General features: G+C 68.8%; 25 protein-coding genes and 2 tRNA genes. 15 read left to right on the top strand and 12 right to left on the bottom strand.

Features of this window, described 5'->3' with window-relative positions; all coding sequences use genetic code 11:
* Positions 1 to 21: 21 nt before the first annotated feature.
* From LMI96_RS02535 to LMI96_RS02525, 3 genes are read right to left on the bottom strand one after another with little or no spacing between them, the layout of a single operon-like run.
* Positions 22 to 1,020 carry an Fpg/Nei family DNA glycosylase gene (locus tag LMI96_RS02535; protein ID WP_223721022.1) on the bottom strand — a complete coding sequence of 333 codons (999 nt, stop codon included), beginning with the start codon at positions 1,018 to 1,020 and terminating at the stop codon, positions 22 to 24.
* Complete coding sequence (locus LMI96_RS02530; protein ID WP_228360381.1) at positions 1,020 to 1,568, bottom strand: ribose-5-phosphate isomerase; 549 nt, start codon at positions 1,566 to 1,568, stop codon at positions 1,020 to 1,022. The genes LMI96_RS02535 and LMI96_RS02530 overlap by 1 nt, the downstream gene beginning before the upstream one ends.
* Before the next feature lie 21 nt (positions 1,569 to 1,589).
* Positions 1,590 to 2,816, bottom strand: coding sequence for a ferrochelatase (locus LMI96_RS02525; RefSeq protein ID WP_374197901.1), 1,227 nt, complete (start codon positions 2,814 to 2,816; stop codon positions 1,590 to 1,592).
* Positions 2,817 to 2,990: 174 nt separating this feature from the next.
* Between LMI96_RS02525 and pepN the strand changes: the two genes are divergently transcribed.
* The 6 genes from pepN to LMI96_RS02495 all read left to right on the top strand — a co-directional run bounded on the left by pepN (position 2,991) and on the right by LMI96_RS02495 (position 10,670).
* A complete protein-coding gene (gene pepN, locus LMI96_RS02520) occupies positions 2,991 to 5,534 on the top strand; it encodes an aminopeptidase N (protein ID WP_228360380.1) in 2,544 nt (847 codons plus the stop codon).
* Positions 5,535 to 5,671: 137 nt separating this feature from the next.
* A complete protein-coding gene (locus LMI96_RS02515; RefSeq protein ID WP_223721019.1) occupies positions 5,672 to 6,583 on the top strand; it encodes an ABC transporter ATP-binding protein in 912 nt (303 codons plus the stop codon).
* Positions 6,580 to 7,407, top strand: coding sequence for an ABC transporter permease subunit (locus LMI96_RS02510; RefSeq protein ID WP_228360379.1), 828 nt, complete (start codon positions 6,580 to 6,582; stop codon positions 7,405 to 7,407). Before LMI96_RS02515 ends, LMI96_RS02510 begins: the two co-directional genes overlap by 4 nt.
* 46 nt (positions 7,408 to 7,453) lie before the next feature.
* A complete protein-coding gene (locus LMI96_RS02505; RefSeq protein WP_228360378.1) occupies positions 7,454 to 8,539 on the top strand; it encodes a mechanosensitive ion channel family protein in 1,086 nt (361 codons plus the stop codon).
* Positions 8,536 to 9,003 (top strand): globin, encoded by a 468-nt coding sequence (locus LMI96_RS02500; RefSeq protein ID WP_228360377.1) that lies wholly within the window; start codon positions 8,536 to 8,538, stop codon positions 9,001 to 9,003. The genes LMI96_RS02505 and LMI96_RS02500 overlap by 4 nt, the downstream gene beginning before the upstream one ends.
* 2 nt (positions 9,004 to 9,005) lie before the next feature.
* A complete protein-coding gene (locus LMI96_RS02495) occupies positions 9,006 to 10,670 on the top strand; it encodes an FAD-binding dehydrogenase (protein WP_228360376.1) in 1,665 nt (554 codons plus the stop codon).
* 8 nt (positions 10,671 to 10,678) lie between these two features.
* Here LMI96_RS02495 and LMI96_RS02490 read toward each other — a convergent pair whose 3' ends face one another.
* Positions 10,679 to 11,347, bottom strand: coding sequence for a hypothetical protein (locus LMI96_RS02490; RefSeq protein ID WP_228360375.1), 669 nt, complete (start codon positions 11,345 to 11,347; stop codon positions 10,679 to 10,681).
* Between the two features lie 44 nt (positions 11,348 to 11,391).
* Between LMI96_RS02490 and LMI96_RS02485 the strand changes: the two genes are divergently transcribed.
* The gene (locus LMI96_RS02485; RefSeq protein ID WP_228360374.1) at positions 11,392 to 12,324 is read left to right on the top strand and encodes an acyl-CoA thioesterase II; all 933 of its coding nucleotides are present in this window, start codon (positions 11,392 to 11,394) and stop codon (positions 12,322 to 12,324) included.
* Positions 12,325 to 12,339: 15 nt separating this feature from the next.
* Here LMI96_RS02485 and LMI96_RS02480 read toward each other — a convergent pair whose 3' ends face one another.
* The 4 genes from LMI96_RS02480 to LMI96_RS02465 all read right to left on the bottom strand — a co-directional run bounded on the left by LMI96_RS02480 (position 12,340) and on the right by LMI96_RS02465 (position 15,669).
* Positions 12,340 to 12,831: a thioesterase family protein gene (locus LMI96_RS02480; protein ID WP_228360373.1), complete on the bottom strand. Its 492-nt coding sequence runs from the start codon at positions 12,829 to 12,831 to the stop codon at positions 12,340 to 12,342.
* Entirely contained in the window at positions 12,824 to 14,503 is a 1,680-nt protein-coding gene (gene ettA, locus LMI96_RS02475; protein ID WP_228360372.1) for an energy-dependent translational throttle protein EttA, read from the bottom strand. The genes LMI96_RS02480 and ettA overlap by 8 nt, the downstream gene beginning before the upstream one ends.
* A gap of 175 nt (positions 14,504 to 14,678) precedes the next feature.
* Positions 14,679 to 15,176 (bottom strand): hypothetical protein, encoded by a 498-nt coding sequence (locus LMI96_RS02470; protein WP_228360371.1) that lies wholly within the window; start codon positions 15,174 to 15,176, stop codon positions 14,679 to 14,681.
* 16 nt (positions 15,177 to 15,192) lie between these two features.
* Positions 15,193 to 15,669, bottom strand: a complete 477-nt coding sequence (locus LMI96_RS02465; RefSeq protein WP_228360370.1) for a single-stranded DNA-binding protein — start codon at positions 15,667 to 15,669, stop codon at positions 15,193 to 15,195.
* A gap of 232 nt (positions 15,670 to 15,901) precedes the next feature.
* Here LMI96_RS02465 and LMI96_RS02460 point away from each other — a divergent pair, with 232 nt between their 5' ends.
* On the top strand, positions 15,902 to 16,156 hold the full coding sequence (locus tag LMI96_RS02460; RefSeq protein ID WP_228360369.1) for a hypothetical protein: 255 nt from the start codon (positions 15,902 to 15,904) through the stop codon (positions 16,154 to 16,156).
* Positions 16,157 to 16,179: 23 nt separating this feature from the next.
* Here LMI96_RS02460 and LMI96_RS02455 read toward each other — a convergent pair whose 3' ends face one another.
* A complete protein-coding gene (locus LMI96_RS02455) occupies positions 16,180 to 17,610 on the bottom strand; it encodes a PLP-dependent aminotransferase family protein (protein ID WP_228360368.1) in 1,431 nt (476 codons plus the stop codon).
* Positions 17,611 to 17,671: 61 nt separating this feature from the next.
* Here LMI96_RS02455 and LMI96_RS16385 point away from each other — a divergent pair, with 61 nt between their 5' ends.
* The 7 genes from LMI96_RS16385 (at position 17,672) to LMI96_RS02420 (ending at position 20,348) form a co-directional block, all read left to right on the top strand.
* Positions 17,672 to 18,340, top strand: a complete 669-nt coding sequence (locus LMI96_RS16385) for a hypothetical protein (protein WP_228360485.1) — start codon at positions 17,672 to 17,674, stop codon at positions 18,338 to 18,340.
* Positions 18,303 to 18,375: transfer RNA gene (locus LMI96_RS02445), tRNA-Arg, on the top strand. The genes LMI96_RS16385 and LMI96_RS02445 overlap by 38 nt, the downstream gene beginning before the upstream one ends.
* Before the next feature lie 46 nt (positions 18,376 to 18,421).
* Positions 18,422 to 19,045 (top strand): oligoribonuclease, encoded by a 624-nt coding sequence (orn, locus tag LMI96_RS02440; protein WP_223721003.1) that lies wholly within the window; start codon positions 18,422 to 18,424, stop codon positions 19,043 to 19,045.
* Between the two features lie 37 nt (positions 19,046 to 19,082).
* Positions 19,083 to 19,158: transfer RNA gene (locus tag LMI96_RS02435), tRNA-His, on the top strand.
* A 40-nt stretch (positions 19,159 to 19,198) separates the two neighbouring features.
* On the top strand, positions 19,199 to 19,540 hold the full coding sequence (locus LMI96_RS02430) for a metallopeptidase family protein (RefSeq protein ID WP_223721617.1): 342 nt from the start codon (positions 19,199 to 19,201) through the stop codon (positions 19,538 to 19,540).
* Positions 19,537 to 19,842, top strand: a complete 306-nt coding sequence (gene clpS, locus LMI96_RS02425) for an ATP-dependent Clp protease adapter ClpS (protein ID WP_228360367.1) — start codon at positions 19,537 to 19,539, stop codon at positions 19,840 to 19,842. Before LMI96_RS02430 ends, clpS begins: the two co-directional genes overlap by 4 nt.
* The gene (locus LMI96_RS02420) at positions 19,839 to 20,348 is read left to right on the top strand and encodes a DUF2017 family protein (protein WP_223721002.1); all 510 of its coding nucleotides are present in this window, start codon (positions 19,839 to 19,841) and stop codon (positions 20,346 to 20,348) included. Before clpS ends, LMI96_RS02420 begins: the two co-directional genes overlap by 4 nt.
* Here LMI96_RS02420 and LMI96_RS02415 read toward each other — a convergent pair.
* The 3 genes from LMI96_RS02415 to LMI96_RS02405 all read right to left on the bottom strand — a co-directional run bounded on the left by LMI96_RS02415 (position 20,300) and on the right by LMI96_RS02405 (position 22,555).
* A complete protein-coding gene (locus LMI96_RS02415) occupies positions 20,300 to 20,923 on the bottom strand; it encodes a hypothetical protein (protein ID WP_228360366.1) in 624 nt (207 codons plus the stop codon). The genes LMI96_RS02420 and LMI96_RS02415 overlap by 49 nt on opposite strands.
* A complete protein-coding gene (locus LMI96_RS02410) occupies positions 20,898 to 21,218 on the bottom strand; it encodes a hypothetical protein (protein ID WP_223721000.1) in 321 nt (106 codons plus the stop codon). The genes LMI96_RS02415 and LMI96_RS02410 overlap by 26 nt, the downstream gene beginning before the upstream one ends.
* A 74-nt stretch (positions 21,219 to 21,292) precedes the next feature.
* Positions 21,293 to 22,555 carry a DNA polymerase IV gene (locus LMI96_RS02405; protein WP_228360365.1) on the bottom strand — a complete coding sequence of 421 codons (1,263 nt, stop codon included), beginning with the start codon at positions 22,553 to 22,555 and terminating at the stop codon, positions 21,293 to 21,295.
* Between the last annotated feature and the right edge of the window lie 98 nt (positions 22,556 to 22,653).

Below are 22,653 nucleotides of genomic sequence, written 5' to 3'. Positions count from 1 at the left end.
CGTCGAAAACGATCGGTGCGTTCAGCGCTGGCAGGAGGGGCACCAGTACAGCTTCCGGGCTGCCATCTCCTCGAGCAGGATCGCGGTGCCGCACACACGACACGGCAGCCCGGCGCGGTGATATACCCAGTGCCGATCGTCGCGGCGTGCCATCGCCGCACGCCATTGGTCTGGATCCAGGTCGTCCATCGTCATCATCTGACCGGTCTCGACCCCGATGGCGAGCAGGCGCACCCAATCACGCCACACCTCCCGCACCGCCTGCTCGGGCACCTCTCTCCCCGGCGTGTGCGGGTTCAGGCGCGCACGGAACAGCAGCTCGGCGCGGTAGACGTTGCCGATCCCGCTCACGACCGACTGATCCATCAGCAGGAGCCCGATCGGGGTCGGCTTGCGGCGCACCACGGAGACGAAGCGCTCCTCCCCCTCGTCGGCATCATCGACGAGAGGGTCCGGCCCGAGCTTCGCGATCGCCGCCTGCACTTCTTCCGGGCTCTGGATCGCGCACGCGGTCGGGCCGCGCAGGTCCGCGCAGGTCGCCTCCGTCAGCAGGCGCAGCCGCACCTGACCGACGACGGGAGGAGGCCACTCGACGTCGGACTCGGGCAGACCGGTCGTCTGCTCCGACATCCGCACGTGCACGCGGGCCTTTCGCGGCGCGCCGATGGAGCTGAGCGAATTCTCCCCCGCCGCATCGAGCACCGCGTCGCCGGGGGCCGTGCCCCGCTGGTTCGTCTGCCCCATACGTCCGTTCGCCGAGGCGATCGTCGGGTCGACGAGGATCTCGCCCGAGAAGTCCCATGCGCCGTACATGCCAAGGTGCACCCGCAGCCAGGTATCGCCTTCGAACTCGAGGAACATCTGCTTGCCGACGGCGCGAACACGCATCGCCTCGCGCCCATCGAGCATCGCGGCGCCCTCCGCGAACCGCCCCTGCGGGCTGGCCGCCGATACTCGGTGGCCGACGATGTTGCGGTCGAACTGGCGAGCGATGCGGTGGACGGAATGCCCCTCGGGCATCAGCCCGCTTCCGGATCGAAGCTGCTCGAATCCGCCGCGAGCACGCTCGGGCCGGCCTCGAGCCCCGCCCGCGGATCGGGCAGCAGCGAACCGTCCTGCTCGAACGCGGCGATCTGCGCGATCCGGCGCACGTGGCGCTCTTCACCCGAGAACGGCGTGGCGATGAAGCGGTCGATGAAGGTCGATGCTTCGTCGAACGTGTGCTGTCGTGCACCGATCGCGATGACGTTCGCGTCGTTGTGTTCACGAGCGAGCTCAGCCGTGGCGATGTTCCACACGAGCGCGGCGCGGATACCGACGACCTTGTTCGCCGCGATCTGCTCACCGTTGCCCGAGCCGCCGAACACGATCCCGAGAGTGGGGATGCCGGCCGCCTGGTCGCGGACGACGGCCTGTGCCGCACGGATGCAGAACGCCGGGTAGTCGTCGACCGCGTCGTACTCGAGGGGCCCGTGATCGACGACGTCATGGCCCTGTTCGGCCAGGTGATGCTGCAGCTGAGTGGAGAACTCCAGGCCGGCGTGATCGGTCGCGATGTGGATGCGCATGAAGCTCATCCTAGAGATCACTCAGGGCGCGATCCCGGCCGCAGCCGGCTTGAATCCGGCGCGCACGTTCTCGCAGCATCCGGGGCGGCACACGTCGAACCACGGACCGAGAGAGGTGCGGTGCGGTCGGTCGGATGCGGCGTCGCCGCGCAGACGCTCCTCGATGAGGTCGACGAGTCCCGACACGTACGCCGGGTCGATACCGGGCGTCGGCGTGCGGACCGCACGGATGCCGGCTTCCTCGGCCGCTTCCATCGCCTCGGTGTCGAGGTCCCAGAGCACCTCCATGTGGTCGCTGACGAAGCCGAGTGGCACGATCGCGACGGCGTCGATGTCGCGCCCCGGCAGTTCGCCGATCACATCGCACACGTCGGGTTCGAGCCACGGCTGCGTCGGCGGGCCGGAGCGGGACTGGTAGACGAGCTCCCAACCGATGCCGGTCGCCTCCGGGATCGCCTCGGCGATCTCGCTCATCACGATCTCGGCCACGGCTTCGTGCTGCGCGGCATAGGCGCCGCCGGGACCGAAATCGATGTCGCGGGGACCCGAACGCTGCGCGTCGGCCAGCGGGATGCTGTGGGTGGAGAAGAGCACGCGGATGCGGTCCGCCGGCACGCCCTCCGCGAGGAATCCCGCGACCGCATCACGCACACCGGCGATGAACGGCGCCACGAAACCGGGATGATCGAAGAACTGCCGCACCTTGTCGATCGTGATCGTGCCCGCAAGCCCGGTCTCGGTCAGCACGCGCGCGTAGTCCTCCCGGTACTGGCGGCAGCTGGAGAACGAGCTGTAGGCGCTCGTGGCGAGTCCGAGAAGGGTCTTCGCTCCGGCATCCGCCGCCTCGCGGACCGCATCCTCGAGGTAGGGAGCCCAGTTGCGATTGCCCCAGAAGACGGGCAGATCGAGGCCCCGCGACGCGAGCTCCGCTTCGAGCGCCGACTTCAGCGCGGCGTTCTGCGCGTTGATCGGACTCACGCCACCAAAGTGCCGGTAGTGGTGGGCAACTTCTTCGAGACGTTCGTCGGGGATGCCGCGGCCGCGCGTGACGTTCCGGAGGAACGGGATGACGTCATCCTGACCTTCCGGCCCGCCGAATCCCGCGAGCAGGATGCCGTCGTAGTCGGTGGGTTCCTCCACGTGAGGGGGCCCGGTCACCGCCTGCGCCGAGGCGAACGGGACGCCCTCGGGCGCTCGGGCCGACAGGGATTCACTCGCTTCAAGAGAGCTCACGCGTCTATTCTGCATCCGGATTCGGAGGAGGTGGACCGGTCCGCTCCGCACGTCGAGACGTGGTATCCGGTGATGCGGCGCCGCGAAGACGACCGATGTCGCCCGCCGACCGTAGGCTGGAGGCGTCGTCGTCGTCGCCAGCCGCGCGCCCTCGGCATCCATGACCCCAGAACCCACGGGAGCAACGCAGTGCCTGGAGAGAACCTCACCCGCATCGAGGCGCAAGAGCGCCGCGCTGTCGTCGATACGCAGTCCTACCAGGTCGTCCTCGACCTGACGACAGGTCCGGAGGTCTTCCGGTCCACCACCACCGTGCGTTTCACGGCGACCGAGGGCGCATCGACCTTCATCGACCTGATCGCGCGCGAGGTTCACGCGATCACCCTGAACGGCAGCGACGTGGACGTCGCCGCCTTCGCCGACTCGCGTATCGCACTCGACGGTCTGGCTGCCGAGAACGTCCTCGTCGTCGACGCCGACTGCCTGTACACCAACACGGGCGAGGGGCTGCATCGCTTCGTCGACCCGGTGGACGGCGAGGTGTACCTCTACTCGCAGTTCGAGGTGCCCGATTCGCGCCGCGTCTTCGCGGTGTTCGAGCAGCCCGACCTCAAGGCGGAGTTCCAGTTCACGATCACCGCGCCGGACGCGTGGAAGGTCGTCTCGAACTCCCCCACCCCCGACCCCGTGCCCGCCGGCGAGGGCGTCGCGACGTGGACCTTCGAGCCGACCCCGCGCATCTCGTCGTACATCACCGCCCTCGTGGCAGGGCCCTACGAGTCCACGTTCTCCGAACTCACCAGCGCCTCGGGCCGGGTCATCCCGCTCGGCGTGTACGCACGCAAGAGCCTGTGGCAGCACCTCGACGCCGACTACGTGTTCGAGAAGACCCGGCAGGGCTTCGCGTACTACGAAGAGAAGTTCGGGGTGCCGTACCCGTTCGCGAAGTACGACCAGCTCTTCGTGCCCGAGTTCAACGCCGGCGCGATGGAGAACGCGGGCGCGGTGACCTTCACCGAGACCTATGTGTTCCGCAGCAAGGTGACGGATGCGGTCAAGGAGCGCCGCGTCGTCACGATCCTGCACGAGCTGGCGCACATGTGGTTCGGTGACCTGGTCACCATGAAGTGGTGGAACGGCCTGTGGCTCAACGAGTCCTTCGCGGAATGGGCGTCCACCATCGCCACCGCCGAGGCGACGGAGTGGACCGAGGCGTGGACCACGTTCAACGCGATGGAGAAGAGCTGGGCCTACCGCCAGGACCAGTTGCCCTCGACCCATCCGGTCGTCGCCGAGATCAACGACCTCGAAGACGTTCAGGTGAACTTCGACGGCATCACCTACGCCAAGGGCGGCTCGGTGCTCAAGCAGCTCGCCGCGTGGGTGGGCATCGAAGAATTCTTCGCGGGCGTCTCCGCCTACTTCCAGAAGCACTCGTGGGGCAACACCGAGCTCGGCGACCTGCTCGTCGAGCTCGAGCAGACCAGCGGTCGCGAGCTGACCGAGTGGTCGAAGAAGTGGCTCGAGACCGCGGGCGTGAACACGCTGACGCCCGCCGTGGAGGAGTCCGTCGACGGCACGATCACGCGGTTCTCGATCATCCAGACCGCGCCCGCCGACTACCCCACGATCCGTCCCCACCGCCTCGGCGTCGGGTTCTACGACCTGCAGGGTGACCGGCTCGTGCGCGTGCACAACCTCGAGCTCGATGTCGACGGTGACCGTACCGATGTCGCGGAGCTCATCGGGCACCGTCGTCCCGACCTCATCCTTCTGAACGACGATGATCTGGCCTACGCCAAGATCCGCCTGGACGACCGGTCGCTCGAGACCGCGGTCGCCCACCTCGCCAAGATCGAGGACCCGCTGGCGCGGTCGCTCGTGTGGGGAGCGGCGTGGGATCAGACACGCGACGCCGAGTCGTCCGCATCCGCGTACATCGATCTCGTGCTGGGCAACATCGGTTCGGAGACCGAGTCGACGACGGTTCGGACCACACTCGGACAGCTGCAGCTCGCCGCGAACTCGTACGTTGCTCCCGAACTGCGCACGCAGAGCCGCATCACGGTCGCAGACCGCCTGTGGGCGCTCGCGCAAGACGCCACGGCCGGCAGCGACAGCCAGTTGCAGTTCGTGACGGCGTTCGCCTCCGCTGCGGCGACCCCGGAGCAGGTCGAGATCGTGCGAGCCCTCCGCTCGGGCGAGATCGTGCTCGAGGGGCTCGAGATCGACGCAGACCTGTCGTGGGCGCTGCTCGTCTCGCTCGCCGCCGGCGGCGTCGTCACCGCGGGCGACATCGACGAAGCCCTCGCCGCAGACAACACCGCCAAGGGCGGGGAGTTCGCCGCGCAGGCGAAGGCCGCGCTCCCGAGTGCCGACGCGAAGCAGGCGGCGTGGCGCTCGCTCGTGGAGAACACGGATCTGCCGAACACCGTCGTCCGCTCCACCGCTGCGGGCTTCGTGCACCCGGCCACGGTCGAGTACCTCGAGCCGTTCGTCGCCTCGTACTTCGACATGCTGCTGCCGATCTGGGCGGACCGGTCGTACCAGATCGCGAGCTACCTGATCGTCGGACTGTACCCGGCCCCGCTCGCGAACATCGCGCTGCGCGATGCGACGCGGTCGTGGCTCACGTCGAACTCCGACGCGCCGGCCGCGCTTCGCCGCCTGGTCGCGGAGAACCTCGCCGGTGTCGAGCGCGCCCTCGCGGTGCAGGAGCGCGACGCGCAGTAGCCGCCAGGCCGCACCGGATGCCCCGTTCCCTCGCGGAGCGGGGCATCCGTCGTCTCCTCCTCGGGGATGACACGGCGCGGCGGATCCGCTACTTCCGGCGGAGGCACGGACGAGGCCCGCGCCGTAGCGTGGGATGCATGATCGTTGCAGAGAACCTCAGCAAGGACTTCGGCGCAAAGCATGCCGTCTCCGACGTCACCTTCACGGTGCACCCCGGCCGGGTGACCGGCTTCCTCGGCCCGAACGGTGCCGGAAAGTCCACGACGATGCGCATGATCGTCGGCCTCGACAACCCGACGCGGGGACGCGTCACGGTCGACGGCCGCGACTATCGGCAGATGCGTTCGCCGCTCACGGAGGTGGGCGTGCTCCTCGATGCGAAAGCCGTGCACACCGGCCGATCGGCGCGGAACCATCTGCGTGCGCTGGCGGCGACGCACGGCATCCCCGTGTCGCGGGTCGACGAGGTCATCGCTCTCACCGGGCTCGAGTCCGTCGCCCGCAAGCGTGCCGGCGGGTTCTCGCTCGGGATGGGGCAGCGCCTCGGAATAGCCGCAGCGCTTCTCGGCGATCCGCGAACGCTGATCCTCGATGAGCCCGTGAACGGTCTCGACCCCGAGGGTGTGCGCTGGGTGCGGGAGTTCGTGCGGTATCTCGCCGCCGAGGGACGCACCGTGCTGCTTTCCAGCCACCTCATGAGCGAGATGGCGATCACCGCCGATCACATCATCGTGCTCGGGCGCGGGAAGGTCCTCGCGGACGCCCCCGTCGGCGACCTCGTGCGCGATTGGACGAGATCCGCCGTGCGCGTGCGTACCCCTCGCCTCGACGAGCTGGCCGCTGCGCTGAGCAGCGACGACATCGATATCACCCGAATCGATCCGGGCCTCGCCGACGTGACAGGAGTGAGCGCCGAGCAGATCGGCGACACCGCCGCACGGCTCGGCCTGCCCATCCACGAGCTGACCCCCCAGTCCGGTTCTCTCGAGGAGGCCTACCTCGCCCTGACCGGCGAAGCGGTCGAGTACAAGTCCAAGGAGCTGTCATGACCACCGCCACCACACCGCAGACCGGCGTCGCCGAGTCCCCTTATCGTCTGAGCTTCCTCCGCGTCGTGCGGAGCGAACTGATCAAGCTCGTCACTCTTCGCTCGCCCTGGTGGTCGATCGGAATCGTCGCCGTGCTCTCGGTCGGGATGTCGCTGCTGATCGCCTTCGCGCTCACCGGGTTCCCCGGAGCCCCGGCCGGAAATGCGGAGCTGGCTCTGCAGGTCGTTCTGGCACCGACGAGCTTCACCGTGCTCCTGGCGGTCATCATCGGCAGCATCCAGGTGACCGGCGAGTATTCGACCGGCATGATGCGCTCGACGCTCACCGCCGCACCGGGCCGGATCGGCTCGCTACTGGCCAAAGCGACGGTCATCGCGGCGTTCGTCTTCGTGTCGACCCTGGCGATCTTCCTGATCGCGGCGGTCGCCACCGCTCCGATCGTCGCCGGCGCCGGCGCGGGTATCGACGTCGCCGACGTCGGCTCGTGGCTGCCGCGGTTCGCTGCGGGTGCCTTCATGCTGGCGGTCATCTCCGTCATCGGCGTCGCGGCGGGCTACATCCTGCGGAACGGTCCGGGGGCGATTGCGATGGGAGTCGGGATCGTCTTCGTCCTCCCGCTCCTGCCGGCCTTCTTCCCCGCATCGCCCGGCTGGGAGTGGATCCAGGATGTCGCGAAGTACCTACCGACGTCCGCCGGCCAGGCGCTGATGTCCGCGGGCGGTAACGGTGCGCTCGAGCCCTGGGCCGCAGCGCTCACCCTCCTCGCATGGGCGGTCGTCGGCCTCGGGCTCGGCGGAGTGATTCTGCGCACCCGCGACGCGTAGGTCCGCACCCAGGGAGGGCATCGGGGCGCTCGGTAACATCGAGACAATGGATATCGACATCACGGCCCCGGAGACCTGGGCAGCCATCGGTGGATTCTTCGCAGGCATCGGGTTCACACTCCTGCAAATCCTGCTGATCATCGCCGTCGCCCTCGTCATCGGCCTGATCCTGAAAGCGGTGATCCATCGGGTCGTCGAGCGAATCGTCTCCGGAGCGAAGACGAAGGCCCGCGTCGACGACACGCAAGCTCTCGACCGCTCGCCTCTCGCAGCCGTCCGCCTCGTGCAGCGCACGCGGACGCTCGGGTCGATCCTCCAGAACATCGCCGGGGTGACCGTCGTCATCGTCGCCGTCATCCTCATCGTGAACGTCGTCGCACCCGACATCCTCAGTTCCTTCGCCCTGCTGACCGCGGCGATCGGCGCGGGGCTCGGCTTCGGCGCCCAGAACATTGTGAAGGACGTGCTGAACGGCATCTTCATCGTGGCCGAAGACCAGGTCGGCATCGGCGACGTCGTCGACCTGGGGCTTGCGACCGGTGTCGTCGAATACGTGAGCGTCCGCGTGACGCACGTCCGCGACGTGAACGGCACGCTCTGGTACGTCCGCAACGGTGAGATCACCCGGATCGGGAACATGTCCCAGGGGTGGTCGCGCGTGATCATCGACCTCGCCGTGCCGGCCGACGCCGACCTCGACGCGGTCGAGAAAGCCATGCTCGACGCCGCCCGCGGCCTCGCCAAGGATACGAAGTGGCGTACCCGCGTCATCGAGCAGCCGGAGATCTGGGGCCTCGAATCGGTGTCGGGCGATGCCCTCGTCATCCGCCTCGTGCAGAAGACCCGGTCGAACGCAAAGGACGACGTCGCACGCGAACTGCGCGTGCGGCTCAAGCGCGCGATGGATGCGATGGACGTGCGCCTCCCGCAGCTGAACTCCATCACCTTGACCGGTTTCGAGGGGGCCCAGAGCGTGCGCGGCGCGAATCCCCCGCGTACCCGGCCGACTCCGATCGCCGCACCGGTACGGCCCGTCTGGAAGCCGAAGCGCACCGGGCGCGGCGCCGCGGCGAAAGATGACAACGGGTCGACGCCTCCGGAGGCCTCTCCCGGCAAGGAGACGGACGCATGACCGATACCCCGATCAGCTTCTACGACCAGGTCGGCGGCCGCGCGTTCTTCGAGCGATTCGTCGACGTGTTCTACGAGGGGGTCGCCGACGATCCCGTGCTGCGCCCGATGTACCCGGATGCGGACCTCGGCCCGGCCCGTGAGCGGATGCTGCTCTTCCTCGAGCAGTACTGGGGCGGTCCCACGACCTACAGCGACCAACGGGGCCATCCGCGCCTCCGCCTGCGGCACGCCGGGTTCCACGTGAATCCCGACGCCCGCGACCGCTGGCTCGCGCACATGAGACGCGCGGTGGACGCCGTCGCTCTCCCCCCGATCCTCGAGGCGACGCTCTGGGACTACCTCACGCGCGCGGCGCATGCGATGGTGAATACCTTCGAGCCGAGCGGAATCGGTCCCTCGACGGGCGGTCGCCCGGAGCACGGGATCGCCGCCCCGACCGGAGACGAGCTCACGAAGGAGTAGCCGTGCCCGCCACGACCCACGAAACCGACGTCCTGGTGATCGGATGGGGCCTCTCCGGTCTCGTGGCGGCAGCGGAGGCCGCGGCCGCCGGACGGCGCGTCATCATCGTCGATCAGCAGAATCGCGCGGACTTCGGCGCACAGGCGTGGTGGTCGTTCGGTGGACTGTTCTTCATCGATTCCCCCGAACAGCGCCGGATGGGGGTGCGTGACTCGATCGAGCTGGCGCGTCAGGACTGGTTCGCGACCGCGGGTTTCGACCGACCCGAAGACGAGTGGCCGCGGCGCTGGGCGGATGCGTATCTCGCGTTCGCGCACGAGGAGAAGCGATCGTGGCTGCGGCAGAAGGGCGTCGGGTTCTTCCCCGTGGTCGGTTGGGCGGAGCGCGGCGGGTACACGGCGACCGGCCCCGGAAACTCCGTTCCCCGGTTCCACATCACCTGGGGCACCGGTCCCGGCATCGTCGCCCCGTTCCAGCGAGAGGTCGAGGCCGGTGAGCGGAGCGGGCGGATCACGGTGCTCCCCCGCCACCGCGTCACGGAGTTGGTCGCCCGGAACGGCGTTGTCGTCGGCGTGACCGGCGACATCCGCGAACCCACCGGTGCGCCGCGCGGCGTGGCCGCAGACGCCGCCGTCACCTCCGATTTCGAGGTCCGCGCGGGGGCGACCATCGTCTCCTCGGGCGGCATCGGCGGAAATCACGACCTCGTGCGGCGCAACTGGCCCGCACGTCTCGGCACGGCGCCGGAGACCATGATCACCGGCGTGCCCGCCTACGTGGACGGCGCCATGCTGAGCACCGCGGAGCGCACGGGCGCCCGACTCATTAACGGCGATCGGATGTGGCACTACGTCGAGGGCATTCAGAACGTCGATCCGGTCTGGCCCGCGCATGGGATCCGCATCCTGCCCGGACCGTCATCGGTGTGGCTCGACGCGAGCGGCACGCGACTCCCCGTTCCTCTGTTCCCCGGCTTCGACACGCTCGGCACGCTCGCGCACCTCCGAGCGACCGGTCATGACCATTCCTGGTTCGTGCTCTCGCAGCGCATCGTCGAGAAGGAATTCACGCTTTCCGGCAGTGAGCAGAATCCCGATCTGACCGGCAAGGATGTGCGTCTGCTCCTCAGATCGCGGCTTGGTCGCGGGGCGTCCGCACCGGTGCAGGCGTTCCTCGATCACGGTGCCGACTTCGTCGTCCGGGACTCCCTCGACGATCTGCTCGCGGGGATGAGCGAGCTGCCCGGTGGTGACGCGCTCGATCTCGAGCGCGCGCGGTACGAGATCGAATCACGGGACCGGGAGATCGCCAACCCGTTCACGAAGGACGCCCAGATCGCGATGCTCCGCTCCGCTCGCGCCTTCCGGGGCGATCGCCTGATCCGCACGGCCGCACCGCACCGCATCCTCGATCCGGCCGCCGGCCCGCTCATCGCGGTCAAGCTCCACGTCCTCACCCGAAAGTCCCTGGGCGGGATCCAGACCGATCTCGACGCCCGCGCGCTCCGACCCGACGGCACCCCTATTCCCGGGCTGTACGCGGCCGGCGAAGCGAGCGGGTTCGGCGGCGGCGGGATGCACGGCTACCGCGCACTCGAGGGCACATTCCTCGGCGGGTGCCTGTTCTCGGGGCGAACAGCAGGCCGTGCGGCGGCGCGCGCGGTGTAGCCGGCGGGTCAGCGCCCGGTCGCGCGAACGGCCGTGAGGCCGCTCCGGCGCGGCTCACGGATCAGCACGTGACCGCGCTGCAGCGTGAGGCGGGTCCAACCCGGCGCCCGGAGAACGTCGATCGTCTCATCGCCGAGCACGAACCCCATCGAGACGGCCGCGAACGCCGCGCCGCGAACGATGCCGTTCAACTCCGGGTCGTTCTCGCCCCAGATGCGCGCTCGAACCGTTCGGACGACGTCCTCGCCCGGGTCGGTCGGAAGTTCGTGCGCGACGGCCGCCATTCCCCACTGCGCGCGCGTCGCCAGCACCGCTGAGGTCAGCGGCGCCGCGCGCTCCCATCCCGACCGCGGCGGCGACACGCCGGCCCAGGCAGCCCGAACCGATGTCTCCGGCAGAGTGACCTGGTTCTCCGCGACGTCGGCGGTGAGTCCCGTGGCCGTCACCGTCAGGTCGCACTCGAGTTCGGCATCGACCGGGAGCACCCGCATCGCGAGGACGGTCGGCATCGACTCCAGCAGACTCCGCGGCGCGAGGACGCCCGCGGTCATCGCGAGCGCGCCGGAGGCGGCGACCAGGCGCACGCTCGCATCGGGGTCGACGATCGCGACGCGACCGGCGAAGGTCAGGGCGTCGGCGGCCGCGGCGGCATCCGGGAACCGAAGGCGAGGAGACATCCGATCTAAACTATCAAGCGCACACGACGACGGAGGTAGACAGCGTGACGGCACTCGGATCAGACCCCCTCCAAGGCGGCACCTCGACCGAGGGCGATCCGGTCGAATCGCTCCTGGAGGTCCTCTCTCTGGCCTCGACGGAGGCTCGCACCACGGAAGACATCTTCACCGGCATCTCACTCCCGATGCCCTACGGCCGCGTCTACGGCGGCCAGGTGCTCGCGCAGGCCGTCGTCGCCGCGTCTCGAACGATGGATGCGGACCGCCCGATCCATTCGATGCACGGGTACTTCCTCCGCGCGGGCGACTCGTCGAAAGGCATCACGTTCTCGGTCGACCGGCTTCGCGATGGTCGATCGTTCAGCGCCCGTCGCACGCAGGCATTCCAGGAGGGCGTGCCGATCTTCTCGATGATCGCGTCGTTCCAGACGGAGGACGACGGACTCGAGCACGTAATCCCCGCGCCAGATGTCCCCGGCCCCGATGAGATCTCTTCCCCCGAGGGCACCGGCGTGCACCCGATGTCACGGCGGCGGTTCGGCGACCTTCCGATCGAGGTGCGGCACGTCGAGGGATCGCTCTACGGCGCAGATCCCGTCGCTCCGCAGCCGCGCCAGGCGGTGTGGGTGCGATCGCGCCGCGAGATGCCGGATGACCCACTGCTCCACCGCGCGGCACTCGCGTACCTGTCCGACATGACGATCCAGGAGTCGATCCTCCGTGCGCACGGCCTGACGTGGATGACGCCGGGTGGCACCGTGGCGAGCCTCGATCACGCCATGTGGTGGCATCGTCCCGTCCGGGTCGACGACTGGCTGCTCTACGTGCAGGAGTCCCCCACGTCCCGCGGCGGGCGCGGCCTGGCCACGGGACGCATTTACACGCGCGACGGCGACCTCGTCGCGAGCGTTGCGCAGGAGGTCATGGTGCGCGCACCGAAGGAGATTCTCGAGGAGCGCGCGCGGGCCGAGGGCTGAGCACGCGCTCCGGCGTCAGCGCCGGCGACCGAAGGTCAGCGGCTCGCCGACGAACGGTTCCCAGGCCTGCCGCATCTCCGGCGTCATGCGCACCGGGCGCCCACTCCCGGCATCCGCCAGCACGATGACGGCAGAAGAACGCGCGTAGAGCGTCTGGGGCGCGCCCTCGGGGCTGTACACCTCGTAGCAGACCTCGATGCTCGATCCACCGAGCTTCCCGAACCACATCTGCACGTCAAGCGGTGCGCGCTGGTACGGTACCGGATGCAGATACTCGATCTCTTGACGAGCGACGAGCGTCAGTGTTCCTTCGCCGGTCGGAACGATCGCGGTGGGCGCAGCGGGCTCGCCGACGGGCGGCTTCCAGAACGCGCGCACGCGCGCTTCTTCGAGCAGCTTGAGCATCGACGTGTTGTTGACGTGATTGAACGCGTCGAGATCACCCCAACGCAGGTGGATCGGGATGTGCAGACGCGGTGCGCCGCCGACCGGCGACGCGTCAGTCACGCGTGAGCTTGCGGTGGGTGGAGCGGTGCGGGTTCGCCGCATCCGGTCCGAGGCGCTCGATCTTGTTCTCTTCGTAGGCGTCGAAGTTACCCTCGAACCAGTACCACTTGTCGGGCTCCGCATCCGTTCCCTCGTAGGCGAGGATGTGGGTCGCGATGCGGTCGAGGAACCACCTGTCGTGCGTGATGACCACGGCGCAGCCCGGGAACTCGAGGAGCGCGTTCTCGAGCGAGCCGAGCGTCTCCACGTCCAGGTCGTTCGTCGGCTCGTCGAGGAGGAGCAGGTTGCCTCCCTCTTTCAGAGTGAGCGCGAGGTTCAGACGGTTGCGCTCACCGCCGGAGAGGACGCCCGCCTTCTTCTGCTGATCGGGTCCCTTGAAGCCGAACTTGGACACGTAGGCCCGCGAGGGGATCTCGGTCTTGCCGACCGTGATGATGTCGAGGCCGTCGGAGACGACCTCCCACAGCGTCTTGTTCGGGTCGATGTTGGCGCGACTCTGGTCGACGTAGCTGATCTTGACCGTCTCGCCGATCTTCAGATCGCCGCCGTCGAGCGGCTCGAGTCCGACGATCGTCTTGAAGAGCGTCGTCTTTCCCACACCGTTCGGGCCGATGACACCGACGATGCCGTTCGGCGGCAGGCTGAAGCTGAGGCCGCTCATGAGCGACCGGCCGTCGAAGCCCTTCTGCAGCTTCTTCGCCTCGATCACGATGCTGCCGAGTCGCGGACCGGCCGGAATCTGGATCTCTTCGAAGTCGAGCTTGCGCGTGCGCTCGGCTTCGGCGGCCATCTCCTCGTAGCGGGCGAGTCGCGCCTTCGACTTGGTCTGGCGACCCTTCGCGCTCGAACGCACCCACTCCAGTTCGTCCTTCAGACGACGGGCGAGCTTGGCGTCCTTCTTGCCCTGCACGTCGAGACGCTCGGCCTTCTTCTCGAGGTAGGTCGAGTAGTTGCCCTCGTAGCCGATGAGGCGCCCGCGGTCGACCTCGGCGATCCATTCCGCGACGTTGTCGAGGAAGTACCGGTCGTGGGTGATGGCGATGACCGCGCCCTTGTACGACTGCAGGTGCTGCTCGAGCCACTGCACGCTTTCGGCGTCGAGGTGGTTGGTGGGCTCATCGAGGAGCAGCAGATCGGGCTTCTGGAGGAGCAGCTTCGCGAGCGCCACCCGGCGGCGCTCTCCACCGGAGAGCGGAGCGATGGCCGCGTCGCCCGGAGGCGTACGGAGCGCATCCATCGCCTGCTCGAGCTGGGAGTCGAGATCCCAGCCGTCGGCCGCGTCGATCTCTTCCTGCAGCACGCCCATCTCGGCCAGCAGCGCGTCGAAGTCCGCATCCGGATCCGCCATCAGTGCGGAAATCTCGTTGAAGCGGTCGAGCTTCGGCTTGATCGCGACGCCATCCTGGATGTTCTCGAGCACCGTCTTGGACTCGTCGAGCACGGGTTCCTGCATCAGGATGCCGACGGTGAAGCCCGGCGTGAGCTTCGCCTCGCCGTTGGAGGGGGCGTCCAGGCCCGCCATGATCTTGATGATCGTCGACTTGCCCGCACCGTTCGGCCCGACCATGCCGATCTTCGCTCCGGGGAGGAACGACATCGTCACGTCGTCGAGAATCAGCTTCTCGCCGACTGCCTTGCGGGCACGGACCATCTGGTAGATGTACTCAGCCATAGCGGGAAAATCACCTTCGCTTGTCGAACAGGGCCGCTCAGGCACGCAGCACGCCGCGCGGGAGGTCGGCGCTACTGGTCGGCGGAAGTCGTCACCAGCTTATCCGACGGGCCATAATCGCGCGTGATCAGGCGCGCGCTCATGATCTCGCGGTGCGCACATCAGGACGCGTGCATCACCAATCGATGGTGCGCGTGCGACCCAGCAGGCATCCGCCGTCCGGCAGGCCCTCGGCGACGATCGACACGGGGTTACCCGTCGCCGGGCCCACCTGTCCGATCAGGCATTCCTGCCCCCACCGCACGGAGAACTGGATGCTCTCGGCGGGGTTTCCCACCGTGGACTGGTCGGCCGTCACCTGCATCGCCGACTTGTCGAAACCGGCGGCGACCAGCGCGTCGATGTAGGCGCGCCCAGAAACGCGGTCTCCCCCGTTCCACACCTGAGCGACGAGCTCTGCGAAATACGGGAGGTTGTCGTCGGCCGATCCCTCCGGCACGAGCGCCGGCCCGGTCGGGGTGGGCGTGGCGCTCGGCGTATCGCTCACGACAACCGTCGGCGACGGCGACAGAGATGGCGCGGGGGTCGTGCCCGTGCACCCCGCGAGGGCGACCGCCCCGGCAGCGATGATCAGGAGGGATGCGGGCAGTCGGCCGAGACGGGTCGAAGTCACGGCGCCAGTCTAAGCATCAGAACGGTGTCTCCCCTGTGGAGACCAGCTCGCGCTCGGTGCCCGGAGCGGCCCAGGAGTCGGCAGCGGCGCCGTCGTCGTCCGACGCCGTCGGAGTCGGAGCCACCTCTTGGCGACTCGACTGCTTCCGGTCGAACGTGCTCGTTCCCCACAGCAGGTCGTGCCCGAGCGCGTCGGCGTCGATCTCGGCGCTGACTCCTTTTCGTCCGCCCGCCTCCCACTCGCGCAGACGGAACCGCCCGGTGACCACCACCCGGTCGCCCTTGTGCAGCGACTCGTACGCGTGCTCGCCGAGCGCCCGAAACGCGCTGACGGTGTACCAATTCGTGTAGTCGTCGACCCACGCGGAGGCCGTCTGGTCGTACCGCCGATGCGTGACCGCGATGCGGAAACTCGTCACTGCTCCCCCGCGCGGCAGTTCGCGGCGCTCCGGGACCGCGGCGATGTTGCCGACGATGGTGATCTTCTCGCTCATGTTCGTCTCCCTTTCTCCTCCGAGGGCCTTCCCCGGATGCTGCGGCGCCCGAGTGCCCGTCGGACGCCGCAGCTGGGTCCACTGTCGTGCGAAGGCCGGGCGGGCGCCCGGACGATTCACGCTTCCGTGGACAAACGCGCGCATCTCGGTGCTGGGGAGGAGCACTGCGCGGTGGCGGGTTCGGATGTCGGAGGCCCTGCGTACCGTCGGATCAGAACCGAGAGGACCATCCATGTCCGCGATCTCCGCAGTCCCGTCATCCTCCGGCACGACGCGCATGCGCACCGAGGCACTGGTGCCGCTCGGCTGGGGCAGATGGCGTGTGCTCGACGCGCACGGTGCCGCGACGGGCCTGATCGAAGAGCACGAGAGCCCGCGCGGTGCCCGCTACCGCGCGCTCCGATATCGCTGGAGTTCGCGGTCCTTCGTCGGGATCGGCGAGTTCTGGAGCGTGGATGACGCGCTCGAGGCGCTCCGGAGTTCCTGAGCGCCTCGCGTCAAACGACCGCGTCAGACGACCGCGTCGAGCCGGTCGAGCATGACCGGGGCTGCCCCGGCGCGGATCCGCTGCCAGGTCACCGCGAGCGCGTTCACCGCCGCGTCGATCCGCGCCGGCGCAACGGTGAACGGCACCCGAAGATTGCGCTCGTATCCGCCGTCGATGGAGAACCGAGGGCCGGCCGACAGGAGCACACCTTCCGAGCGCACCCCCATGACGAGCGCACCCGAGAGCGGCGCGCCCAGATCGACCCACAGCGACAGCCCTCCGTCGACGGTGGGGATGCTCCACTCCGGCAGCCGTTCGTGCAGCGCGTCGACGAGAGCGTCTCGCCCCTCGCGAAGCACGTGCGCACGCTGCGCGATGATCTCAGGGAGGCGGGGCACGAGCGTGCGCGCGATCAGCTGCTCCCACTCGGGAGTTCCGAGTTCGATCGCGAAGCGCGCGGCCATGACCCGCCGCAGAAGATCCGCGTTCGCCCGGATCCAGCCCACCCGCAGTCCGCCCCACACCGTCTTGCCGAAGGACCCCACGCGGATGACGGACGCGCCCGCGTCGGACATCCCGAAAGCCCGAGGCTTCACGGCGCGGTCGATGTCGAGGTCGGCCGTCGTCTCGTCCACGATCACGGTCGTGCCGGCGCGCGCGGCCGCCCGCTCCATCGCGTCGCGCTCCGCGTTGTTCATCGACCGCCCAGTCGGATTCTGGAAGTCGGGCATGAGGTAGGCGAGCGTCGGCGCCGTACGCTCGAAGGCCTGCTCGGCGCGGTCGAGGTCCCACCCGTCGCCGGTCGTGACCGGCACACTCACCAGTCGCGCCCCCGCCGCCCGGAACGACTCCGCCGCGTGCGGGTAGGTGGGACTCTCGATGAGCACCCGATCACCCCGCACGACGAGGGTCGTCGCAAGGAGGTGGAGAGCGCTCTGCGCACCGTTCGTGATCATGATCTCGCCGGCATCCGTCGGGATTCCCGACCGCGTGTACCGCTCGGCGATGACCGCGCGCAGCGCCTCGTTTCCGATCACGTCGTAGCCCGGGGCGGTGAGCAACGTCGTCACGGAGCCGGCCGCTTCCGCAATGACGCCGGCGAGCCCCGGCCACGCGGGCGGACTGGCCTGCTGCAGGTCGATCGCTCGCGGGTCGGCGACGACCGTGCGCGCGACCGCGGCGCGGCCGAGCGGCTCCGTGACGCTCCCGGAGCCGCGGATGCTTCGGATGTCGCCGGATTCACGGAGGCTCCGGTACGCGGCGGCGATGGTGGTGCGGCTCACTCCGAGAGCCGCGGCGAGCTCCCGTTCCGCGGGCAGCGCTGTGCGCGGGGCGATGCGGTTGTCGAGCCCGAGGAGTCGGATGCTGTCCGCGAGCGCCTCGTAGGCGGGCTCGCTGGTGCGCCATCCGCCCAGCAGGACCGTGAGGGCGCGTGCGGAGATTCGGGAGTCCATGCGGCCACTGTACGGCAATTGGCATCTTGCCTACAGTCCAATTGAGGGCTGAGATAGCCACATGATCCGCCGCATCCTTCGCCTCCTCCTCGGCCTGCCGCTGTACGGGGCGGGCGCCGCGCTCACGATCGAAGCGGGCCTCGGCGTCGACCCGTGGACGGTCTTCGCGCAGGGCATCTCGCTGCACACCGGTATCGGCATCGGCTGGCTGACCAACATCATCGGGCTGCTCGTTCTCCTCCTGTGGATCCCGCTTCGACAGCGCCCCGGCATCGGGACGGTCGCGAACATCCTCCTCGTGGGCACCGCGATGCAAGCGACCCTGTCCCTCGTACCGCCCGTGACGAACCCGGCGCTGCGCGTGCTGGTTCTCCTGGCCGGGATCGTGCTCGTCGCCGTGGCGAGCGGTATCTACCTGGGCGCACGACTCGGCGCCGGTCCGCGAGACGGATTGATGACCGGCATCCGATCACGGTGGGGCTGGCCGATCTGGCTCGCGCGCGGCACCGTCGAGCTGAGCGTGCTCACCATCGGCTGGCTGCTCGGGGGAAACGTCGGGATCGGCACCCTCGCGTTCGCACTCCTCATCGGCCCGCTCGTGCACGTCATGATGCCGGTGTTCGCCATGCGTTCACGGACGCCGGCCGGCCGCCGACCGCGGCGAAGCGACCGCGATACCCTTGAGGGCGCTACCCCCCGTAGCTCAGCGGATAGAGCAGGAGCCTTCTAATCTCTTGGTCGGGTGTTCGAGTCACCCCGGGGGGACACAAGACCTGCGGCGGATGTCGGAGGCCCGGAGGAGGATGAAGGCATGAGCGGAACCGACGGAGACAGGCTGGTCTGGATCGACTGCGAGATGACGGGCCTCGAGCTCGACGTCGATCAGCTGGTCGAGATCGCGATCGTGGTCACCGACTTCGAGCTGAACCCGCTGCACGAAGGGTTCCAGCTCGTCATCCGGCCCGACGCGTCGGCGCTCGAGAATATGGGCGAGTTCGTCACCGAGATGCACCGCAGTTCGGGGCTCCTCGACGAGATCCCGAATGGCGTGAGCGTCGCCGAAGCCGAGTTCCAGGCGCTCGAGTACATCCAGCGCTTCGCCCCGGTCGAGGGCAAGGCTCCGCTCGCGGGCAACACGATCGGCACCGACCGTGCATTCCTCTCCCGGTACATGCCCCGGCTCGACCGCTGGCTGCACTACCGGAACGTCGATGTGTCGAGCATCAAAGAACTCTCTCGGCGCTGGTATCCCCGCGTGTACTTCAACGCTCCGGCGAAGGATGGCGGCCACCGGGCGCTCGCCGACATCCGCGAATCTATCCGTGAGCTCGCCTACTACCGCGAGGCCGTCTTCGTGCCCGAGCCCGGTCCCACGAGCGACGATGCACGCGCGGTCGCGGCGTCGGTCGTGTCCGCATTCGCTCCCCAAGTATGAGAGAATCTTTGGGTTGCCCGCTCGCGCGGGAGACATGGTGGGTATAGCTCAGTTGGTAGAGCGCGGCCTTGTGGTGGCCGATGTCGCGGGTTCGAGCCCCGTTACTCACCCCAACAGCGAAACCTCGCGGTCAGTGAGCGTTTCTCCGTGACAATGCAGATGGATGCCGAGGCGTTCGAGCGTCTCGTCGTGGACGAGCTCGACCGCCTTCCCGACGACATGGTGAACGGACTGGACAACGTGATCTTCGTCGTCGAGGACCGAAACGTCGACGCGGACCTGCTCGGCTTGTACGACGGGTGGGCGCTGACCGAGCGCGAACGATACGGTTCGGGCGAGCTGCCCGATCGGATCGTCGTCTACCGCGAGGCGCATCTCGCCGTGTGCGCAGACGAGAACGAACTCCGCGATGAGGTGCATACGACGCTCGTGCACGAGATCGCGCACTTCTACGGCATCGACGATGACCGACTGCACGAGCTGGGGTGGGCATGACTCCCCCGCTCGCCACACCCGACACGGTCGAAGGCGTCGACCTGCTCGACGCGCCCGGTTTCGACCCCGACTGGCAGACTGTCGTCTGGAACGACCCGGTCAACCTGATGAGTTACGTGGTGCACGTCTTCCGCACCTACTTCGGCTACTCCGAGGCCGAGGCGACCCGCCTCATGAAGGGCGTCCACCACGATGGGCACGCGGTCGTGGCGGAGGGAATGCGCGAGCAGATGGAACTTCACGCGCAGGCGATGCACGATTACGGCCTCTGGGCCACCGTTCGAAAGGCTCCGCGCGCGTGATCGATCCACCCGAGACGGTCGTCCTCGAGCTCACCCGCGTCGAGGCCGTGCATCTGCGTGGTCTCGTCGATCAGTTCGTCGATCTCCTGTCGGATGCGCCGGATGCCGCCGCCGATCCGGCGATCGCGCGCCTCGTACCGTCCGCCTACCCCGACGATCCCGCGGCCGCCGCCCAGTTCCGGTCCTCGACCCAACCCGAGCTCCTCCGGCGGCGAACCGACGAGGCCGCGATGGTGCTCGCCGATCTGTCGGTGGCGGGGCACGCCGATGATCTCGCGCACGACGGCCCGGAGGACGCACTCGCCGAGTTCGTCATCCGGCTCGACCGAGAGCGCACGGGCGCGTGGCTGCGGACCCTCGCGGCGGTGCGGCTCGTGTTGGCCGCTCGGCTCGGCATCCAGTCCGAAGACGATCACGAACCAAGTGATGCCCGTTACGGCGTGTACGAGTGGCTCGGCTATCGGCTCGACGGGCTGACACGGGCAGCATCCGGTTCTGACGTCTGAAAAGTGCGGGCGTCGACGCGGAATGAGGCGCGGGACTCCGGCGAGTTCTCGGCGAGGTGCGCGTCCTCCTGCCGCGCCCAGCGATCCCAGTGCGGCTCGTACGTCGCACCGTCGCGTTGCAGAGCCCGACGGCGACGCTCGGTCGACGGCGCGTCGACCCAGACGCACACGTCCGCCCACCGCGCGCTCCGTGCGGTGAGAAGACCCGCTCCCTCCAGCAGGAGCGGACGTGTCGGGGCGATCTCGTGTTCGGCGCCGTACTGCGAGATCACCCAGTCCCATTCGCGCCAGCGACCGGGCTGTCCTGCCGCGTGCGGCTCGAGGATGTCGACGCACGCACGATCGGCGCCCTCGCGGAGACCGTCCCATCCGGGATAGATCGAGTCGAGGCCGACGCTCTGCACGGCCGGCATCCGGGACGCGATGGCGCGCGCGAGCGTGGTCTTGCCCGACCCCGAGCGGCCATCGATGAGGATGCGGGGCACCGCGCGCACGGCGAACGCGGCGGTGACGATGATATCGACCGCCGCGTCGGGCGTGAGGTCGCGACTACTTCTTGAGCGCGCGGATGACACGGCTGAGCGCGCGACCCGCGACGAACAGGAAGGGGATCCCGACCGCGAGCAGAGAAACCACGTTGGGTTCGAAGCGGAGGTCGTCGCCCTTACGGATGTAGGCGCCGAGCGGAACCGCAGCGCCGCCCCCGCCACCGCCGGAGGCACCGGACTCGTCGGCGCCGCCGCCGAACCCGCTCCACGTCAATGCCACCGGGATGATGCGGATGCCGTCGACATCCTGCTGCTCCCCGTAGACGGCGGTCACGCCGAGGGAGGTCGCCTGCTTGCCGAGGTCGAGTACGAAGTTGGACATATCTCCACGGTAGTGCCGTCGGCCGCCATGTCACAGCGCTTGACGGATACGGTGCTTGACGGACGCGTTCGCCGTCACTCCGGGTGCGGCGCGGGCGGCCGAGGATGCGAGGGCAGCGTCGTTCCTCCGCGCGGTGGCCCGAGCAGCGCCGCGCGGGTCACGACGCCGCGACCGAACCGGGTCGTCGCGCCGTCCATCGCTTCTTCGACCCGGCGCCATTCCGCGTCGTCGTCCCACAGCATGGCCGACGCCGTGGCGCTGCGGAGATTCTCTGCGCGGACGCCGATCAGGCGGATGGGGAGCGGTCGCTCCAACGCGCCGAAGAGCTCGCGCGCCGCATCGCCGATGCGCTGACCGACGGCCGTCGGCTCCGGCAGGGTCACCGACCGGCTCACCGTGCGGAAATCCGCGAATCGCACCTTGAGCGCGACGGTTGCCGCCTCGGCACCGTGCGCACGCAGGCGCGCCCCCACGCGGTCAGCGAGTCGGCGGAGCTCGGCGCCGAGGACCGCGTCGTCGTCGACGTCGTCCTCGAACGTCTCCTCGTGGCCGATGCTCTTCTCGATGCGTTCGGTTTGAATCTCGCGGGCGTCTTCGCCGCGCGCGAGATGCCAGATGCGCTCGCCCATCGACGCCCCCAGCGCGCGATCGAGTATCGGTCGCGGTGTGGCCAGCACATCGCCGATCGTGCGGATGCCCCGCGACTCGAGAGATTCCGCGGACTTCGGCCCCACTCCCCAGAGCGCCCGGACAGAACGCGGACGAAGGAAGTCCATGGTGCGGTCGGCCGGGATGATCAGAAGGCCGTCGGGCTTGCTCATGGTCGATGCCATCTTCGCGACGTGCTTAGTCGAGGCGGCACCGATGCTGCACGTGAGCCCGGTGCGCTCCCGCACCCGCGCCCGCAGCATCCGCGCGATGACTCCGGGTGACCCCCACAGGCGGCGCGCACCGCGCACGTCGAGGAAGGCTTCATCGATCGACAACGGTTCGACGAGGGGGGTGATCTCATGGAAGATCGACATCACCGCGCGGGACGACTCGATGTACCGGTCGAAGTGCGGTCGCACGACGACCGCGGTGGGACACAGTCGCAACGCCTGCGAGACCGGCATGGCCGAACGGACGCCGAACTTCCGCGCCTCGTACGAGGCACTCGAGACCACGCTTCGCCCCTCGGGCGCACCGATGATGATCGGCTTACCCGCCAGGGCCGGGTTGTCGAGCACTTCGACGGCCGCATAGAACGCGTCCATGTCGACGTGAAGGATGCCCGCTCCGGTGTCGTCGGCATCATCCGGCGACACGATGCGTCCTGATCCGTCGCCGCGTCCCACGTTCCGATTGTCCCCCGCCCCACCGACATCGGCCTCGCCCCCCCCGCGCCGGCACCGGGGGGGGCGGGCGCGGGGGGCCGCGGGGGCCCGGGCCACGC

Origin of the sequence: Microbacterium sp. cx-59, from assembly GCF_020805625.1 — a bacterium.
In the GTDB taxonomy this organism is placed as follows: Bacteria; Actinomycetota; Actinomycetes; order Actinomycetales; family Microbacteriaceae; genus Microbacterium.
This window is presented reverse-complemented; position numbering and strand designations above follow the sequence as displayed.

What these genes read in the sequence shown, in the direction of transcription:
- LMI96_RS02510 (WP_228360379.1), top strand. Translation starts at nt 6,580, where the DNA reads ATGACCACCGCCACCACACCGCAGACCGGCGTCGCCGAGTCCCCTTAT.
- LMI96_RS02530 (WP_228360381.1), bottom strand. Translation starts at nt 1,568, where the DNA reads ATGCGCATCCACATCGCGACCGATCACGCCGGCCTGGAGTTCTCCACT.
- LMI96_RS02455 (WP_228360368.1), bottom strand. Translation starts at nt 17,610, where the DNA reads ATGGACTCCCGAATCTCCGCACGCGCCCTCACGGTCCTGCTGGGCGGA.
- LMI96_RS02460 (WP_228360369.1), top strand. Translation starts at nt 15,902, where the DNA reads ATGTCCGCGATCTCCGCAGTCCCGTCATCCTCCGGCACGACGCGCATG.
- LMI96_RS02500 (WP_228360377.1), top strand. Translation starts at nt 8,536, where the DNA reads ATGACCGATACCCCGATCAGCTTCTACGACCAGGTCGGCGGCCGCGCG.
- LMI96_RS02410 (WP_223721000.1), bottom strand. Translation starts at nt 21,218, where the DNA reads ATGTCCAACTTCGTACTCGACCTCGGCAAGCAGGCGACCTCCCTCGGC.
- LMI96_RS02525 (WP_374197901.1), bottom strand. Translation starts at nt 2,816, where the DNA reads ATGCAGAATAGACGCGTGAGCTCTCTTGAAGCGAGTGAATCCCTGTCG.
- LMI96_RS02490 (WP_228360375.1), bottom strand. Translation starts at nt 11,347, where the DNA reads ATGTCTCCTCGCCTTCGGTTCCCGGATGCCGCCGCGGCCGCCGACGCC.
- ettA (WP_228360372.1), bottom strand. Translation starts at nt 14,503, where the DNA reads ATGGCTGAGTACATCTACCAGATGGTCCGTGCCCGCAAGGCAGTCGGC.
- LMI96_RS02465 (WP_228360370.1), bottom strand. Translation starts at nt 15,669, where the DNA reads ATGAGCGAGAAGATCACCATCGTCGGCAACATCGCCGCGGTCCCGGAG.
- LMI96_RS02515 (WP_223721019.1), top strand. Translation starts at nt 5,672, where the DNA reads ATGATCGTTGCAGAGAACCTCAGCAAGGACTTCGGCGCAAAGCATGCC.
- LMI96_RS02505 (WP_228360378.1), top strand. Translation starts at nt 7,454, where the DNA reads ATGGATATCGACATCACGGCCCCGGAGACCTGGGCAGCCATCGGTGGA.
- LMI96_RS02535 (WP_223721022.1), bottom strand. Translation starts at nt 1,020, where the DNA reads ATGCCCGAGGGGCATTCCGTCCACCGCATCGCTCGCCAGTTCGACCGC.
- LMI96_RS02430 (WP_223721617.1), top strand. Translation starts at nt 19,199, where the DNA reads ATGCAGATGGATGCCGAGGCGTTCGAGCGTCTCGTCGTGGACGAGCTC.
- clpS (WP_228360367.1), top strand. Translation starts at nt 19,537, where the DNA reads ATGACTCCCCCGCTCGCCACACCCGACACGGTCGAAGGCGTCGACCTG.
- LMI96_RS16385 (WP_228360485.1), top strand. Translation starts at nt 17,672, where the DNA reads ATGATCCGCCGCATCCTTCGCCTCCTCCTCGGCCTGCCGCTGTACGGG.
- orn (WP_223721003.1), top strand. Translation starts at nt 18,422, where the DNA reads ATGAGCGGAACCGACGGAGACAGGCTGGTCTGGATCGACTGCGAGATG.